This is a genomic window from Arthrobacter sp. SO5, from assembly GCF_020532805.1.
GTDB lineage: Bacteria > Actinomycetota > Actinomycetes > Actinomycetales > Micrococcaceae > Arthrobacter.
In genome coordinates, this window is the sequence record NZ_MQTQ01000041.1 from 65,429 (window position 1) to 80,511 (window position 15,083).

A 15,083-nucleotide genomic window follows, 5' to 3' on the forward strand; every position below is an offset into this window, starting at 1 on the left:
GATCGCCGCCGCCACCGTGGCCCGCGCCGACGTCCTGCCTTTCGTCGCCAGCTGGTTCGGCAAGGACATCAACACGGATGACACCGACAACCCGGAACACGACGTCAAGGCAAACCGCATGTGGGTCCTGGGCCTGGGCATCGTCGCGATTGTCATCGCCATCATCACAAAGGACGTCGTCGCAGCACTGACCATTGCGTACGACATCCTCGTCGGCGGTCTCCTGGTCGCCATACTCGGCGGCCTCGTGTGGAAGCGCGGCACCGGTGTGGCCGCGGCTGCGTCGATGGCGGTCGGCTCGGTCATCACCCTCGGCACCATGATCATCCTCGAGGTCAACGCCGAGGTTCCGCTGGACGGCATCTACGCCAACGAACCCATCTACTACGGCCTGGTGGCCTCCGCGATCGTCTACATCGCGGTGTCGCTCCTGACCAAGCCGACCGATCCGGCGGTCATGGCCAACTGGCACCGGCGCGTCGCCGGCGGCGCCGTCGAAGAAGAGAAGGTTCCGGCCCTGAGCCACTGAGGCAGCCAACCTCTAGCGGTTCACTCACGGAACGATGTACGACGGCGGCGCCTTCCCCTCGCGGGATGGCGCCGCCGCCGTTCGTTCACGGCTTTCACGGCAGTCCGGCCAGGCTTACTCGTATTCCTCGGGTTCAAGGAACCCTTCGCCGTCGAGCGGCACGACGGGCTGGTCCTCGCCGAGGAAGTCGTCGACGTCCAGCGGAACAGAACGCTCGGCTTCCTCGAGGAGCTCCTCGTCCCCGGTCTCCGCAGCACCAACGGGGGTGTCCTCGGCATAGTCGTAGGCGGGATCGGACTCGAGGGAATCCCTGGCCGGCTGGATGGGAAGTGATCCTGAGCTGTCCATGGTGCAACCTCCGTGCGCTGGGGCTGGCGGCGGTGGTTCCGGAGAATCCGCCCTTGACTTTCATTCGAACACCGGCAAACCACCCGGTCAAGGGCTCCCACGGAGCGCCCGCGCGGCGGACGCCACCGCCTCGCCACAGGCATTGCCCAGGGCGCAAATTTACGGTTCGCCTAAACCTTCCGCTAAGGATTGCCAGCCGAAAATCCGCGGAAATTCGGGGTAGTCTGAAGACGCAATGGGGCCGAACCATGCCCCATCAAGCCCAGGAGCCTCCGTGTCCCAGCACGCCACATCTGATCCCTTCAACACTGAACCCCACCACCACAGCGGCGAAACCGGCACCCCGGATGCTGCGCACCCGGCACCGAGCCCGGCGGACATCAAGCGCTGGCGGCAGTACCTCGCGGACGAGCGGGCCGAGGCGTCCGTCTACCGTGACCTGGCGCAGAACCGCACCGGCGAAGAACGCGCCATCCTGCTCGCCCTGGCCGAGGCGGAGGGCCGCCACGAGGCGCACTGGCTCCAGTTGCTCGGCGATCACGCGGGACGGCCGCGTCCCGCGTCGCTCCGCAGCCAGCTTCTGGGTTTCCTGGCCCGCCACTTCGGCTCGGTCTTCGTGCTGGCCCTCGCGCAGCGGGCCGAGAGCCGCTCGCCCTACGGCAGTGACCCGTCAGCCACCGCCGCGATGGTCGCCGATGAGCAGATCCATGAGGAAGTGGTCCGCGGACTCGCTACCCGGGGCCGCAACCGCCTGGCCGGCACCTTCCGCGCTGCGGTCTTCGGCGCCAACGACGGGTTGGTCAGCAACCTCTCCCTCGTGATGGGCATGGCCGCCTCCGGCGTGGCAAGCTCCGTGGTGCTCCTCAGTGGCGTCTTCGGGCTGCTGGCCGGCGCTCTGTCCATGGGTGCGGGCGAGTTCATCTCCGTCCGATCCCAGCGCGAACTCCTCGCCGCGACCCGCCCCACGCAGATCACCCTGGCCGCAGCCCCCTCGCTCGACATCGAACACAACGAGCTGTTGCTGGTTTACCTGGCCCGGGGCATGTCGCGGGCGGCAGCGGAACACCGCGTCGCCGAACGGATGGGCCTGCTGGACTGCGACTGCGATCCCAGCCTTTCGCTGCGGCCCGAACTCCCCGAAAGCCCGGACCAGCACGAAGCGGTCGGCACCGCGTGGGGAGCGGCGGCGTCGAGCTTCTGCTTCTTCGCCTCCGGCGCGATCGTGCCCATCATCCCGTTCCTCTTCGGCATGACCGGAGTCCTGGCCCTCGTGGTCTCGGCCGTCCTGGTGGGCGTGGCGCTCCTGGTCACCGGCGGCGTCGTCGGCCTCCTGTCCGGCACGTCGCCCACCACCCGCGGCCTCCGGCAGCTCGCGATCGGCCTGGGCGCCGCCGGCGCCACCTACCTGCTCGGCCTGGCCCTCGGCGCGGTGGTCGCCTAGTGGAAGGTCCTGGGTTCCGGGACCGGTCACCACGGCACAGCCATTCCCGCAGCGCCCTGCGGATCATCCGCGGCCTCACGGCAGCAGCCCTCATTGCGGGCGCCGTGTTCCTGGCTGCCGGGCTGGTCTACGGCGACCCGCGTTTCGCCGGCCTCTTCGAGGTCAGCCGGGACTCGGGACCGCACGGGCGTCCGGCCGCGGCACCGCTCGAAGGACAGGCCGGACGGCAGTCCGGCGCCGCCGGCGGGTCACGGGCGGATACGCCAACACCGGGGTTCGAGGAGCAGGACTCGCCGCTCGGGCGGCCGCAACCGCCGGCCGTCGCCAGCGGGTCCTACCAGTTCCTGGCCACCAACGGCGACGGCACGCCGGTGGGCTATTCGCCGTGCCGGCCGCTGCACTACGTGGTCAACGCCAGCCTCGCCCCGGCGGGCGCAGAGCGGCTCGTCGACGACGCCATCCAGACGATTTCCCGCGCCACCGGGATCAAGTTCATCAGCGACGGCGCCACCACCGAGGCCCCGTCGCAATCCCGTGCGCCGTTCCAGGAGGCGGCCTACGGGGACCGCTGGGCACCGCTGCTCATTGCGTGGACCACTCCGGAGCAGGCACCCCAGCTCAAGGGCCCGGTGATCGGCACCGGCGGCAGTACGCACTTCAGCTTCGATGACGGGCCCAAGAGCTTCGTCACCGGCAGCCTGGAACTCGATGCCCCGCAGATCGCCGAGGACTTGGTCCGTGCCGACGGCGCCGCCTACGCCACCGCCGTGATCTTGCACGAGCTCGGCCACGTCATGGGCCTGGAGCACGTGGATGACCCGGTCCAGCTCATGTATCGGGAGATTGGCACCCCCGACGGCCTGGCCGCGGGCGACCTGAACGGACTGCACGAACTCGGCCGCGCCCAGTGCCGCAAGGACCTGTGAACGCCTAACGGTCCAGGACGGCGAGCGCCTCCTCCACCGTGTCCACCAGGAAGATCCTGCTCTCCATCCGCCGTCCTGCCGCCAGGCTCTGCAGCAGGGGCCACGCCGGGAAGCGGCGCTGCCAGTGCTCCTGACCTACTAATACCATCGGCGTGATGGTCTCCGGGGCGCCATAGTAGTTCTCGCAGGCATCCTGGAAAATCTCCTGCACCGTGCCGCCCGAGCCCGGCAGGAAGATGATGCCGCCGCTGCACAGTTCCAGCAGGATCGCCTCACGGATGGCGTTGGCGAAGTACTTGGCGATGTGGGTGGCGAAGAAGTTGGGCGGCTCGTGCCCGTAGAACCAGGTGGGGATGCCAAGAGACGGCGTCCCGTCCGGATGGCGTTCGACGACGGCGGCGGCCGCCCGCGCCCACGCCGAAACCGACGGCAGGAATGAGGGCACGGTGGCGAGGCGGTCCAGTGCCAGCCGGAACCCGGCCTCGGGCGCCTCGCTGAGGTAGGCGCCCAGGTTTGCGGCCTCCATGGTGCCCGGCCCGCCGCCGGTGGCCACCACCCGGCCCTCGCGTGCCAGCAGCCGCCCCAGCAGCGCGGCCTCCGCAAAAACGGCAGTCCCGCGCAGGGCGGCGTGGCCGCCCATCACGCCAACGACGGTGCGGCCGGCGCACAGCTCCGAGCGGGTCAGCTCGTCGAGGGCGTCCGCGATGGAGTGATCGTGAAGGGCGGCAGCCAGCGTCGCGTCCAGTCGCTGACGCTGGCCGGGCCTGATGCTCCACTGGTACACCCTGGCGTCCAGGGTGTCCTCGTAGCGCGAACCGGAGATTCCCGCATACAGCTCCTGCGGGCTGTACAGGTGTGCGCGGTACGGATTGAAGGGCACTGCCTCCAGTCTCGGGAAGATGAGGGCACCACGGCTTCGCAACGCGTCCTCGACCCCCTCACCGAAGGTACACCCGAGGAAGATCGCACCCTGCGCCTGCAGGGTTTCCAGCTGCGCTGTCCGTCCGCGCAGGTCCAGCGACTGGGCATGCCAGCCCTGCATGGTTCTGGCCCCGGCCGCGACAAGCCGGTCGAAGCTATCGAGGCTTTCTACCTCCAGAGTGCGTGGACTGGGGTGCAGGCTGCGGGCAGCGCTCACGCGGGCCGCCTAGTGGAGCTGGTCCGGAACCGTGCCGGCTCCCGTGCCGGTGCCGCCTTCGGCGCCGGTGCCGGTGCCGGTGCCGGTGCCGCCTTCGGTGCCGCCCAGATAGGCGTCGAGCTTGGCCAGGGTCTGCTCCAGGTTGGCCGGGTGGCGGCGCAGGTAGCCCGCAAGGCGCAGGAAAATCTTGCCGCGGACCTGCCGGGCATCCCATTGTTCGGTGACGAGGGTGCCCGGTTTGCCCGCGGAGTCGGTAGCGGGTTCCAGGAGGTAGCGCCACACATGACCGTAGAAGTGCCGCCAGGCGATGCGCCTGCCCTCCTCGAATTCGCAGACCGTGTTGAGGATCTTGTAGTCCACTTTGATGTTCATGTCCATGCCGAACTTCGCGCCGGGGGCGAGCCGTTCGGGTCCGCGGGGCTGGGCGCCTTTGACCGTGTCCGAGCCGTCGATCACGCTATGTAGCGCGGGGGTGGCGAGCACTTCGAAGATGGCTTCCGGGGCGGCGGCGATGAAGCGGCTGCGGGACACGAGATATCTGTTGGTCATCCGGCAATCCTAGTCCCGGCGATTCTGTTGCAGAATAAACCATGCAGACCACGCCCCTCCCCCGCAGCAGCCGGCCCCGCATCGGCATCCCGGTCCGCCTCAGCGATTCCACGGACCCGGATCCGCGGGTGGCGGAGGCCAATGGCCTTTTCGACTTCATCGTGGACCTCGTGCGTGACGGGGGCGGCGAACCGGTCCTGCTCACCGCGGCGGGGGAAGCGCTGGAGGGGCTCGACGGCGTCGTCCTGCCGGGCGGCGGCGACCTGGACCCCCGACTCTACGGCGAAGTGCCCGGCGACTCCTGCTACGACGTCAACCAGGCGCAGGACCGGCTGGACCTTGCCGTTGCCCGGCAGTCGATCGACGCCGGACTTCCCGTGCTCGGCATCTGCCGGGGACACCAGCTGCTCAATGTCCTCTACGGCGGAACCCTGATCCAGGACATGGCCCCCGGCACGGTCGTGCACAGCGAACCCGCGCCGCCGCACGGGGCCGGCCCCTGGGCCTGGCACGACGTGCAGGTGCAGGCCGGAACGAGGATCGCGGGACTCTACGGCAACTCCGGCCTCAGCGGTTCCGACGGCGTGAGCGTCAAGATTGCCTCCGGGCACCACCAGGCCGTCGCCCGGGTCGGCGGGGGCCTGGTTGTCACCGCCGTGGCCGAGGACGGGACCGTCGAGGCCCTCGAAGACCCGGCGCGCTGGGTGGCGTCCGTGCAGTGGCATCCCGAAGCCCTCGAAGTTCCCGCCGAGGCGCGGCGGGCGCCGTTCCGGGCCTTCGTCGAGGTGTGCCGGAACCGGTTGGCGCCGCGCTAGAGGCGCTGCAGTTCGGCGTCGTTCGGCGCGCCCTCCGGCGCAACAGCGGCGGACGCAACGGCGGCCGGCGCGGGCCGCCCGGCGTCGTCGTTCGTGCCGCCTTTCCTGGCGGCAGCGGCGGCGAAGGCCATCACGGCCAGGCCCAGCACGGTGATTCCGGCGCCCGCCCAGATCGGCGAGGTGTAGCCGAGTCCGGCGGTGATGGTCACGCCGCCCATCCACGAACCCAGCGCGTTGCCGACGTTGAAGGCACCGATGTTGGCACCAGAGGCCAGGGTGGGCGCGCTGTCCGCGTACTTCATAACGCGCATCTGCAGCCCGGGCACGGTGGCGAAGCCGAAGCCGCCCAGCAGCACCATGGTGGCGATGGTCATCGGCTGGTTGGCGGCAGTGAGGCCGAAGACCACGAGGACCACCACGAGGCCGGCCAGCACCACCAGCAGGGTGCGGTCAACGTTCCGGTCGGCGGCCTTGCCGCCGGCAGTGTTGCCGATGAAGAGTCCCACGCCGAAGAGGATCAGCAGCCACGGCAAGGTGGAGGCCGAGAATCCGGTGACCTCGGTGAGTGTGAAGGCCATGTAGGTGAAGGCGCCGAACACCCCGCCGTAGCCGAGGATGGTCACGACGATGGACAGCCAGACCTGTCCGGAGCGGAAGGCACGGAGTTCCCCGCGCAAGCCGCCGAAGGCAGTGCCAGATGCAGACCCGGCGTCGGTCCCACCCGTGCCGGTTTTGGGCACCAGAGCCAGGATGCCCGCGAGCGCAAGCACGCCGATGCCGGTGATGGCCCAGAACGTGGCACGCCAGCCGGCGGCCTGGCCCAGCATGGTGCCGAACGGCACGCCCAGGACGTTGGCTGCCGTGAGCCCGGTAAACATGATGGCGATCGCACCGGCCTTCTTGCTCGGGGCGACCATGCTGGCGGCCACCACCGCGCCAATGCCGAAGAACGCGCCGTGGGCCAGGGCGGCAATGATCCGGCCGACCATGATCAGGGCGTAGTCAGGGGCGATCGCGCAGACCAGGTTGCCGGCGATGAAGAGAACCATGAGCACCGCGAGGACCGGCTTGCGTTCGAAGCGCGTCACCGCGGCGGTGAGGAGCAGCGCCCCGACGACGACGGCAAGCGCGTAGCCGGAGATCAGCCAGCCGGCGGTGGCCTCGGTGACGTGGAAGTCTGCGGCCACCTGGGGCAGCAGGCCCATGATGACGAACTCGGTGAGTCCGATACCAAACCCGCCAAGGGCAAGTGCTATCAGCCCGATCGGCATGGATGAGCTCCTTCAAAACTGTACGGGGATATTCGGGAAGCGTAAGCTATTAGTTGCAGACGCGTCATTTATTGTTGCACACGCAACTATAACGCGCAAGCAACTACTTTGAGGGCTGACCGCCGCCGGATGGTTGGAGCGCGGCTGCCCGGGCTGGAAGGAGCACAACAGATGGGCATCAAAGACGACGCCGTCGAGGTCCGCGCACAAGGCTGGCGGACCCTCGCGGCGCTGCACGGACTGATCTATTCGGAGCTCGAACGCGCACTGCAGGCCGGGGCGCAGCTCTCGGTAGTGGAGTACACGGTGCTGGACGCGCTGAGCCGGCAGGACGGCTGGCACATGCGGATGCAGCAGCTGTCCCGGGCCGCAGCCCTGAGCCCTAGCGCCACCACGCGGCTGGTCAACCGGCTCGAGGAGCGCGGCCTGCTGACCCGGATCCTGTGCGCGGACGACCGCCGCGGGATCTACACCGAGCCCACACCGAGCGGAATCGCCCTGCTGGAGCAGGCCCGGCCGGTCCACGATCACACGCTGGAGCGCGCCCTGGCCCAGGCGCAGGAGGTTCCGGAGCTCGCTCCCCTGGTTGCCGCGCTCCCCCGGCTGCACGCGGGGGTCTAGGAACTGGCGGCCGGACCTGATGCGCCCATCCCCCATTCCCGGCCACAAAACAACGCGGGGTCACTTCGCGCCCGTCCCGGGGTGCGGGATGGGCGCGAAGTGACCCCGCGTTCTCTTTCGGGGAGCCGGCCCGGCGGGACGGGCTACCGGGTGAAGGCGGAAGTCCGGGCCGCGCCGTCGTATCCCCCGGCAGGGGGCTTCAGCCCGTAGATCCCACCGATGGTCGGCGCGACGTCGGCGGTCCGGGCAGCCTCCGAGGACACTGATCCCTTCACCACCAGCGGGCTGCCGCCGGAAATGAAGAACGGTATCGGCTCGGTAGCCGGGTGTCCGTGGTTGCCGGGGATGGGGTTGGAGACCAGATACGGGTCGGAGAAGCGCCAGCCCGCGCGGCAGTAGGCCACCAGGTCTCCGGCTTCGGCCCCGAGCCGCAGCTCCGCCGGCCTGTTGACGGACAGCACGCCTTCATGGGCGCTGACCAGCTGTGCGACGGCGGCCAGGCCGGCGGCGCGGCCGGCTTCGGCACCCGTCCAGTAGAGCAGGTCCGCCCCGCCGTTCTGGGCGATCTTGACGTTGGACCGCAGCTCCGGACGGGACTGGAGGATCAGGTCGATGGAGATGACATTGCTCGGGAGGGACCAGTCCATCGAGTGGTCGGCCAGCACCATCACCACGCTGGAATCCCACTTGCCGGTGCTCTTGAGGTGGTCGATGAAGCCCCCCACCTGCACGTCGGTGCCCGCGAGGGCAGCTTCACGCGCCACCCGCAGCGTGGTTCCCGTGAGATCGGAATGCCCTACGCGGTCAATGTCACCCAGGTTGGTGAAGACGAAGTCCGGGTCCGGCCCGCCCACCATCGCGAGCAGCGCATCCATCGTGGCCACATCGGGCGCGTGCCCGGTGACGGGCAGCAGCGGCCGGGGTTCCCAGCGGTAACTGGCTCGGGTGCCGAAGATGCCGTAGAGGTACTTCTTGCTCAGCACCGAGCCGGTGGTCAGCCCGCGTTCCCCCAACCGCTCCAGGAGGGTGGGAAAGCGCAGGTCGGTGGCGCGGTCAAGGTCGCGCACCACGCCTTCTGCACGGTCGAAAATCGCGTTGGCCGGAACACCCGAGCGGTCCGGCCGGACCCCGGTCATCATCATCACATGGTTGGGGATGGTCTCCATGACGGGCAGCGAGCGCGCCGCAGGGAAATTCGTGCCCGCGGCCCGCAGGGCAGCCAGCCGCGGCGTCAGGACCGGAGTGATCTCGTCCGGCCGGCACCCGTCGACCACGAGCACGTAACTCCTTGTACGTCCCGTCGCCGGGGCGGCCCACGCAGTGCCCTGCCCTGCGGACAGCACGACGGCGGTGCCTCCCGCGGCGGCGAGTTGCAGGAACTGCCGGCGGCCCGGCGTCGGACGATTGCTGGTTGAACTGCTCATCAGATGCCTCCCTGGGCTTTGGTGACCTTGCCGGTATTGGCCTGGACCTTGAACGATGTGGACAGCGTCGATCCCGAGCCGGCGGAGGTCCGCTCGGCGAGGACGTACCAGTCCATCCGGACGCCGGCGGGTGTGATGTCCAGGACGGAATAGCCATGCGAGTCGAAGTCGAGGTATTTCACGTGCGGGTTGGCCGCCTTGATGGCGTTCTCGACGACGACGGATACGGTCCGTGGCGGAACATTCAGGATGTCATCGAGATTGTCGCTCGTGACGGAGGTGCAGACCAGTTCCGCGGCCACGGAATCGCCGGTGAACGGGTAAGTGGCCGGATCTGCCGGGATGTCGCAGGCCCAGCCGGAGTGGATGTCGCCCGTGAGGAACACGGTGTCCTTGACGGCGTTGTCCCGCAGGTGGCTGATGACGCGGTGCTGGTCCGCCTCGTAGCCGTCCCACTGATCCACGTTGTACGGCACACCGCTGATGCTGGTCCCGCCCATCAGCTTTTGCACCCCGGACAGCTCTGCGGTGCTCAGCGTCGAGGGCACCCGGACCGGCGCAATCATGACGGGGTTGCCCACGAGCTTCCACTGCGGGCCCGTGGACTTGAGGTTGCCCAGCAGCCAGTTCATCTGTGCCGCGCCGGTGATGGTGCGGGCGGGGCTGCCGACCGCGGGGTCCGCGCCGTTGGCGGCCTGCTGATCGCGGTACGAGCGCAGGTCCAGCATGGAGAGGCTGGCCAGCGAGCCGAAGTCCAGGCGTCGGTAGAGCTGGCCGCCGGGCTCGTAGCGGACGGGCATCCACTCGGCATAGGCCTGGTGCGCGGCGGCGAAGCGCTCACGCCAGGCGCCCTCGGCGCCCTCGGTGTGGTTTTCGGCCCCGCCCTTCCAGGCATCGTTGGCCGATTCGTGGTCGTCCCAGGTCACGATGAAGGGGGCGGCTGCGTGCAGGGCCTGGAGATCCGGATCGGTCTTGTACTGGGCGTGGCGGCGGCGGTAGTGCTCGAGCCGGGTCATCTCGACAGCCGGATCGTGCGGGCGGACCACGACGTCGCGGGCCTGGTAGCCGCCGGGTTCGTATTCGTAGAGGTAGTCGCCCAGGTGGAGGACGGCGTCGAGATCGCCCCGTGCTGCCAGATGGCGGTAGGAGGAGAAGTAGCCTGCCTGCCAGTTCGCGCAGGACACCACGCCGAATTTCAAATGGTCCACGGGGGCGCCGGCGGCCGGTGCGGTCCGGGTGCGTCCTACCGCCGACACTGCCGCTCCGAGGGTGAAGCGGTACCAGTAGCTGGACGCGGGGGCGAGCCGGCCGGCAACGACCTTCACGGTGTGGTCCCGGGCCGCGCCGGTGGCGGCAGTACCCCGGGCGACGATCTTCTTGAAGCCGGCGTCGGCCGCGACCTCCCAGCCCACCGAGATGTCCGGGCCTGCTCCGCTGCCGGGCAGGGCATCGGGGGTGGGCGTGACACGGGTCCACAGCAGCACGCTGCCGGGCATGGGATCCCCCGAGGCGATCCCGTGTCCGAAGACACCGGCCTGGGAAGGGGACAGCGCGCTTGCCGGGGCGCTGCCGGCTATGGCACCGGCGACTGCGGCACCCCCCGCGGAAAGCAGAACTTGACGACGAGTAAGGGTAGTCATGCCTTCCAGTATCACCACCCCAAAGCGGCCAATCGGCGATTTTCCTGCCCCATTGGCCGGAAGTTCGCCGAGAGTTAACCGTTGCGCTGGCCGCTGACGAGCCCCGACCAGCGCTCCACCTCTTGCAGCTGAAGCGACCCCGATGTACCTTTAAACAACCAATTGATTGATCAATCGATTGGTTGGATAAGAGATTGGTTGGATAAGGACTGAAACCACGTGGCTGACGACGACGCACACCTCGACACCGCCTTTCTGGCGCTTGCCGATCCCATCCGCCGCCGCATCATCGCCCGGCTCAGCCGGGGCCCGGCCACGGTCAACGAATTGGCGGAACCTTTCGCGATCACCAAGCAGGCGGTCTCGAAGCACATCCAGGTCCTCGAGCAGGCGGACCTCGTCACGCGCACCCGTGACGCCCAGCGCCGGCCCGTCCACCTGAACCCCGCACGGCTGGAGGCGCTCACCGCATGGATCGACCAGTACCGGCTGGTCCGCGAAGGGCAGTTCCGCAGCCTCGACGCCGTACTTGAAACCCGCGCCGCGCGAAGCGGCTCACAGGCAAAGGATGCATCATGAGCAACGCCTTGACACTGACAGTCCCCCAAGGGCTGCCCTTCATCGACTTCGAGCGCGACTTCGACTTTCCCGTCTCCGAGGTCTTCCGGGCGCACAAGGACCCCGAACTCGTCGCCCAATGGCTCGGGCCGCGGCGGATGACCATGGACGTGGACCACTACGACTTCCGCAGCGGCGGCAGCTACCGCTACACGCACACCGGTCCGGACGGCGTCGTCCACGGTTTCAGCGGTGTTTTCCACACCGTCCGGGAGAACGACTTCGCCATCCAGACCTTCGAATACGGCGGCTACCCGGACGTGGTCAGCACCGAGTTCCTGACCTTCGCCGACCTCGGCGGGGGCCGCACCCGGCTGACGGCCCACGCGGTGTACCCCAGCATGGCGGCCCGCGACGGCATGGCGGGTTCCGGGATGGAGGGCGGGCTCTCCGAAGCCTACGAACGGCTCGAGGAGCTGCTGGCCGGCGCCAAAGTCTAGGACCACCTGCCGCCGTCGGACGTTAAACGCACAACGCGGGGTCACTTCCAGCCCATCCCAGCCAGTGGAATGGGCCGTAAGTGACCCCGCGTTGTTTGGTGCTTAGTGCTTGGTGCTTAGCGCTTCGACCCTAGAGGGTTGCGAAGACCTCGCGCAGGAGCTTGGCGGTCTCGGACGGCGTCTTGCCGACCTTGACGCCGGCAGCCTCGAGGGCTTCCTTCTTGGCCTGGGCGGTGCCCGCGGAGCCCGAGACGATGGCGCCGGCGTGGCCCATGGTCTTGCCTTCCGGAGCGGTGAAGCCGGCCACGTAGCCGACAACCGGCTTGGTGACGTGTGCCCTGATGTAGTCCGCGGCACGCTCTTCGGCGTCGCCGCCGATTTCGCCGATCATGACGATTGCCTTGGTCTCCGGGTCGGCTTCGAAGGCTTCGAGCGCATCGATGTGGGTGGTGCCGATCACCGGGTCGCCGCCGATGCCGATGGCGGTGGAGAAGCCGAGGTCGCGCAGTTCGTACATCATCTGGTAGGTCAGGGTGCCTGACTTGGAGACGAGGCCGATGGGGCCCTTGCCGGTGATGTTCGCCGGGGTGATGCCAACAAGGGCCTCACCGGGGGTGATGATGCCGGGGCAGTTCGGTCCGATAATGCGGGTGACCTGCTTACCGTTGGCGTCGACCTTGGACTGGGCCAGCGCCCAGAACTCGGCGGAGTCCTGGACCGGCACGCCTTCGGTGATGACAACAACCAGGCCGATGCCTGCCTCGATGGCCTCGACGACGGCGTCCTTGGTGAAGGCCGGCGGAACGAAGACGATGGACACGTCAGCGCCGGTCTCGGCCATGGCTCCCTTGACGGTGCCGTAGACGGTGATCTCGTTGTCGCCGTGGAGCACCGTGGTGCCGGCCTTGCGGGCGTTGACGCCGCCAACAACTTTAGTGCCGGCCTTCAGCATCAGGGCGGTGTGCTTGGTGCCTTCGCCGCCGGTGATGCCCTGGACGATGACCTTGGAGTCCTTGTTCAGATAAATAGACATGTTTGAGTCGCCTTACTTCCCGGTGCTTACTTCGAGTTGGCGAGCTCGGCGGCCTTGTCGGCGCCCTCGTCCATGGTGGCGGCCAGGGTAACCAACGGGTGGTTGGCCTCGGCCAGGATGCGGCGGCCTTCCTCGACGTTGTTGCCGTCGAGGCGGACTACCAGCGGCTTGTTCGCGGCGTGGCCCAGTTCGGCCAGTGCACCGACGATGCCCTTGGCCACGGCGTCACAGGCGGTGATGCCGCCGAAGACGTTGACGAAGACGGACTTGACCTGGGGGTCGCCCAGGATGACGTCGAGGCCTGCAGCCATGACCTCGGCGGAAGCTCCACCGCCAATGTCCAGGAAGTTGGCGGGCTTGACGTTGCCGTGGTTTTCGCCGGCGTAGGCGACGACGTCGAGGGTCGACATCACCAGTCCTGCGCCGTTGCCGATGATACCCACGGAGCCGTCCAGCTTGACGTAGTTGAGGTCCTGCGCCTTGGCCTTGGCCTCGAGCGGGTCGGTCTCGTCCTTGTCTTCAAGGTGAGCGTGCTTGGGGTGGCGGAAGTCGGCGTTCTCGTCGAGGGAGACCTTGCCGTCGAGGGCAACGATGTCACCGGCGCCGGTCAGGACCAGCGGGTTGACCTCCACGAGGGTGGCATCTTCCTTCTTGAAAACGTCCCAGAGCTTCAGGATTACGGCGGCGACCTTGCCGCGCAGTTCCTCGGCGAAGCCCGCGGCGGCGACGATTTCGTCGGCCTTGGCCTGGTCGATGCCGACGGCCGGGTCGATCGCGATCTTGGCCAGGGCATCGGGGCGTTCGACGGCGAGCTGCTCGATTTCCATGCCGCCCTCAACCGAGCACATGGCCAGGTAGTTGCGGTTGGCCCGGTCCAGCAGGACCGAGAAGTAGTATTCCTCGGCGATGTCCGCACCCTGGGCGATCATGACCCGGTGGACGGTGTGGCCCTTGATGTCCATCCCGAGGATGTTGGTGGAGTGTTCAAACGCCTCATCAGCGGTCTTGGCGACCTTGACGCCGCCGGCTTTGCCGCGGCCTCCGGCCTTGACCTGCGCCTTGACGACAGTTACTCCGCCGATTTTCTCGGCAGCTGCCTTTGCTTCTTCAGGGGTGTGCGCCACGATGCCAGCAAGCACGGGTACACCGTGCGCCTCGAACATATCGCGCGCCTGGTATTCAAACAGGTCCACGGTTTAGTGTCCTTCTACGTCGAAGTAGTTTCTGTACAGCCGGACCCCACGTTCTCGCGGTTACCGGGCTGCGGAATAAACGCACCGTGCGACCAGTTGGAAACGAGCCACACGGCGCAATACTCCTCTTTCGAACTGTAGTCCTTCGTTTGGACCGGCCCGGCCCAGAGTACCTCTTATGTGAGTAAGGACACTATTCTATTGAGCGTAGAAAAACCCCTAGATTACGGGGTTTTTGGGGCTTCGGAGGGGCTTTGCGAGGCTTGTTTCCCGGCGTCGGAGATCAGTTCGTAATGGTCCCGCGACACGACGAATGCGATCGCGGGCTGAGACGTTTCCGCAGGCGGCCCCGCCGCTAGGGCCCGGCGCTAGGGCCCGGCGTCGAACCGGCGCTAAGGCCCGGCGTCGAACCGTCTCACGCCTCGACTTTGGTCAGCGGAGCGTAGCGGAGCAGCAGCCGCTTCTCGCCGATACCGAACTTGACCTTGGCGACAGTCTTGTCCCCCGCCCCCTCGACGGCGAGGACTGTGCCGTTGCCGAAGCTCGTGTGGTTGACCTTGTCCCCCACGCTGACGGCGACGATTTCCTTTTGCGGCTGGACGCGGTTCTTCGCGATGGCGGCCGGGACGTCCGCGTTGAAGCCTGCGGACGGGCTGGCTTCCGCGCCGCGGGCGGCCCCGGCTCCCCAGAAGGATCCGCCGTACCGGCTGGAGCCGATGCTGGCTCCGCTCCCCCAGCTGCCGGTCTGCCGGTTGGAGCCTTCGCGCTTCCATTCCACGAGTTCGGCGGGGATTTCCTCGATGAACTGGCTCGCGGGGTTGTACTGGCTCTGGCCCCACATGCTGCGGACTTCGGACCGGGTCAGGTACAGCCGCTTCCTCGCTCGGGTCAGGCCCACATAGGCCAGCCGGCGTTCCTCGGCCAGTTCCTTCGGGTCCGTGGCCGAGCGCTGGTGCGGGAACAGCCCGTGCTCCATGCCGGTCAGGAACACCACCGGGAACTCCAGGCCTTTGGCGGTGTGCAGGGTCATGAGGGTGACGACGCCGAGCCGCTTGGCTTCGGCGACGGCGGCGGCCAGGTCATCGGCGGTCCCCGCC

15 protein-coding genes and 1 pseudogene are annotated in these 15,083 nt (G+C 68.0%); 7 read left to right on the top strand and 9 right to left on the bottom strand.

The genetic code is table 11. The features are described 5' to 3' along the window. A pseudogene (locus BJG92_RS07555) lies at nt 1-529 on the top strand (sodium:solute symporter); the annotation flags it as partial. 114 nt (nt 530-643) lie between these two features. On the opposite strand, the gene BJG92_RS07560 reads toward BJG92_RS07555, so the two are convergent. Continuing rightward, nucleotides 644-877 carry a hypothetical protein gene (locus BJG92_RS07560; protein WP_232083409.1) on the bottom strand — a complete coding sequence of 78 codons (234 nt, stop codon included), beginning with the start codon at nt 875-877 and terminating at the stop codon, nt 644-646. A 274-nt stretch (nt 878-1,151) separates the two neighbouring features. On the opposite strand from BJG92_RS07560, the gene BJG92_RS07565 reads away from it, so the two are divergent. Next, a complete protein-coding gene (locus BJG92_RS07565) occupies nt 1,152-2,318 on the top strand; it encodes a VIT1/CCC1 transporter family protein (RefSeq protein ID WP_232083410.1) in 1,167 nt (388 codons plus the stop codon). Further along, complete coding sequence (locus tag BJG92_RS07570; protein ID WP_232083411.1) at nt 2,318-3,244, top strand: matrixin family metalloprotease; 927 nt, start codon at nt 2,318-2,320, stop codon at nt 3,242-3,244. Before BJG92_RS07565 ends, BJG92_RS07570 begins: the two co-directional genes overlap by 1 nt. 4 nt (nt 3,245-3,248) lie before the next feature. Here the strand turns inward: BJG92_RS07570 and BJG92_RS07575 are convergent, their stop codons facing one another. Together BJG92_RS07575 and BJG92_RS07580 are read right to left on the bottom strand one after the other, a co-directional pair. Continuing rightward, the gene (locus tag BJG92_RS07575) at nt 3,249-4,382 is read right to left on the bottom strand and encodes an LOG family protein (RefSeq protein WP_232083412.1); all 1,134 of its coding nucleotides are present in this window, start codon (nt 4,380-4,382) and stop codon (nt 3,249-3,251) included. 9 nt (nt 4,383-4,391) lie between these two features. After that, nucleotides 4,392-4,931, bottom strand: a complete 540-nt coding sequence (locus BJG92_RS07580) for a polyketide cyclase / dehydrase and lipid transport (RefSeq protein ID WP_232083413.1) — start codon at nt 4,929-4,931, stop codon at nt 4,392-4,394. A gap of 41 nt (nt 4,932-4,972) precedes the next feature. On the opposite strand from BJG92_RS07580, the gene BJG92_RS07585 reads away from it, so the two are divergent. Further along, nucleotides 4,973-5,746, top strand: coding sequence for a gamma-glutamyl-gamma-aminobutyrate hydrolase family protein (locus tag BJG92_RS07585; RefSeq protein ID WP_232083414.1), 774 nt, complete (start codon nt 4,973-4,975; stop codon nt 5,744-5,746). Here the strand turns inward: BJG92_RS07585 and BJG92_RS07590 are convergent. After that, complete coding sequence (locus BJG92_RS07590; RefSeq protein WP_232083415.1) at nt 5,743-7,017, bottom strand: MFS transporter; 1,275 nt, start codon at nt 7,015-7,017, stop codon at nt 5,743-5,745. The two genes, BJG92_RS07585 and BJG92_RS07590, sit on opposite strands and share 4 nt — an antisense overlap. Before the next feature lie 171 nt (nt 7,018-7,188). Between BJG92_RS07590 and BJG92_RS07595 the strand changes: the two genes are divergently transcribed. Next, entirely contained in the window at nt 7,189-7,638 is a 450-nt protein-coding gene (locus BJG92_RS07595; protein ID WP_232083416.1) for a MarR family winged helix-turn-helix transcriptional regulator, read from the top strand. A 143-nt stretch (nt 7,639-7,781) separates the two neighbouring features. Here the strand turns inward: BJG92_RS07595 and BJG92_RS07600 are convergent, their stop codons facing one another. After that, entirely contained in the window at nt 7,782-9,062 is a 1,281-nt protein-coding gene (locus BJG92_RS07600) for an alkaline phosphatase family protein (protein WP_232083417.1), read from the bottom strand. Next, nucleotides 9,062-10,702, bottom strand: a complete 1,641-nt coding sequence (locus tag BJG92_RS07605; RefSeq protein ID WP_232083418.1) for an alkaline phosphatase — start codon at nt 10,700-10,702, stop codon at nt 9,062-9,064. The genes BJG92_RS07600 and BJG92_RS07605 overlap by 1 nt, the downstream gene beginning before the upstream one ends. Nucleotides 10,703-10,921: 219 nt before the next feature. On the opposite strand from BJG92_RS07605, the gene BJG92_RS07610 reads away from it, so the two are divergent. Both BJG92_RS07610 and BJG92_RS07615 read left to right on the top strand, forming a co-directional pair. Next, a complete protein-coding gene (locus BJG92_RS07610; RefSeq protein ID WP_232083419.1) occupies nt 10,922-11,281 on the top strand; it encodes a helix-turn-helix transcriptional regulator in 360 nt (119 codons plus the stop codon). Continuing rightward, nucleotides 11,278-11,760, top strand: coding sequence for an SRPBCC family protein (locus BJG92_RS07615; RefSeq protein WP_232083420.1), 483 nt, complete (start codon nt 11,278-11,280; stop codon nt 11,758-11,760). Before BJG92_RS07610 ends, BJG92_RS07615 begins: the two co-directional genes overlap by 4 nt. Before the next feature lie 130 nt (nt 11,761-11,890). Here BJG92_RS07615 and sucD read toward each other — a convergent pair whose 3' ends face one another. From sucD to BJG92_RS07630, 3 genes are all read right to left on the bottom strand, one after another. Then, nucleotides 11,891-12,793: a succinate--CoA ligase subunit alpha gene (gene sucD, locus BJG92_RS07620; protein WP_232083421.1), complete on the bottom strand. Its 903-nt coding sequence runs from the start codon at nt 12,791-12,793 to the stop codon at nt 11,891-11,893. Nucleotides 12,794-12,819: 26 nt separating this feature from the next. Continuing rightward, complete coding sequence (gene sucC, locus BJG92_RS07625; RefSeq protein ID WP_232083422.1) at nt 12,820-13,986, bottom strand: ADP-forming succinate--CoA ligase subunit beta; 1,167 nt, start codon at nt 13,984-13,986, stop codon at nt 12,820-12,822. Nucleotides 13,987-14,401: 415 nt separating this feature from the next. Further along, on the bottom strand, nt 14,402-15,083 hold a 682-nt coding region (locus tag BJG92_RS07630; RefSeq protein ID WP_374199771.1), incomplete at its 5' end, for a 3'-5' exonuclease.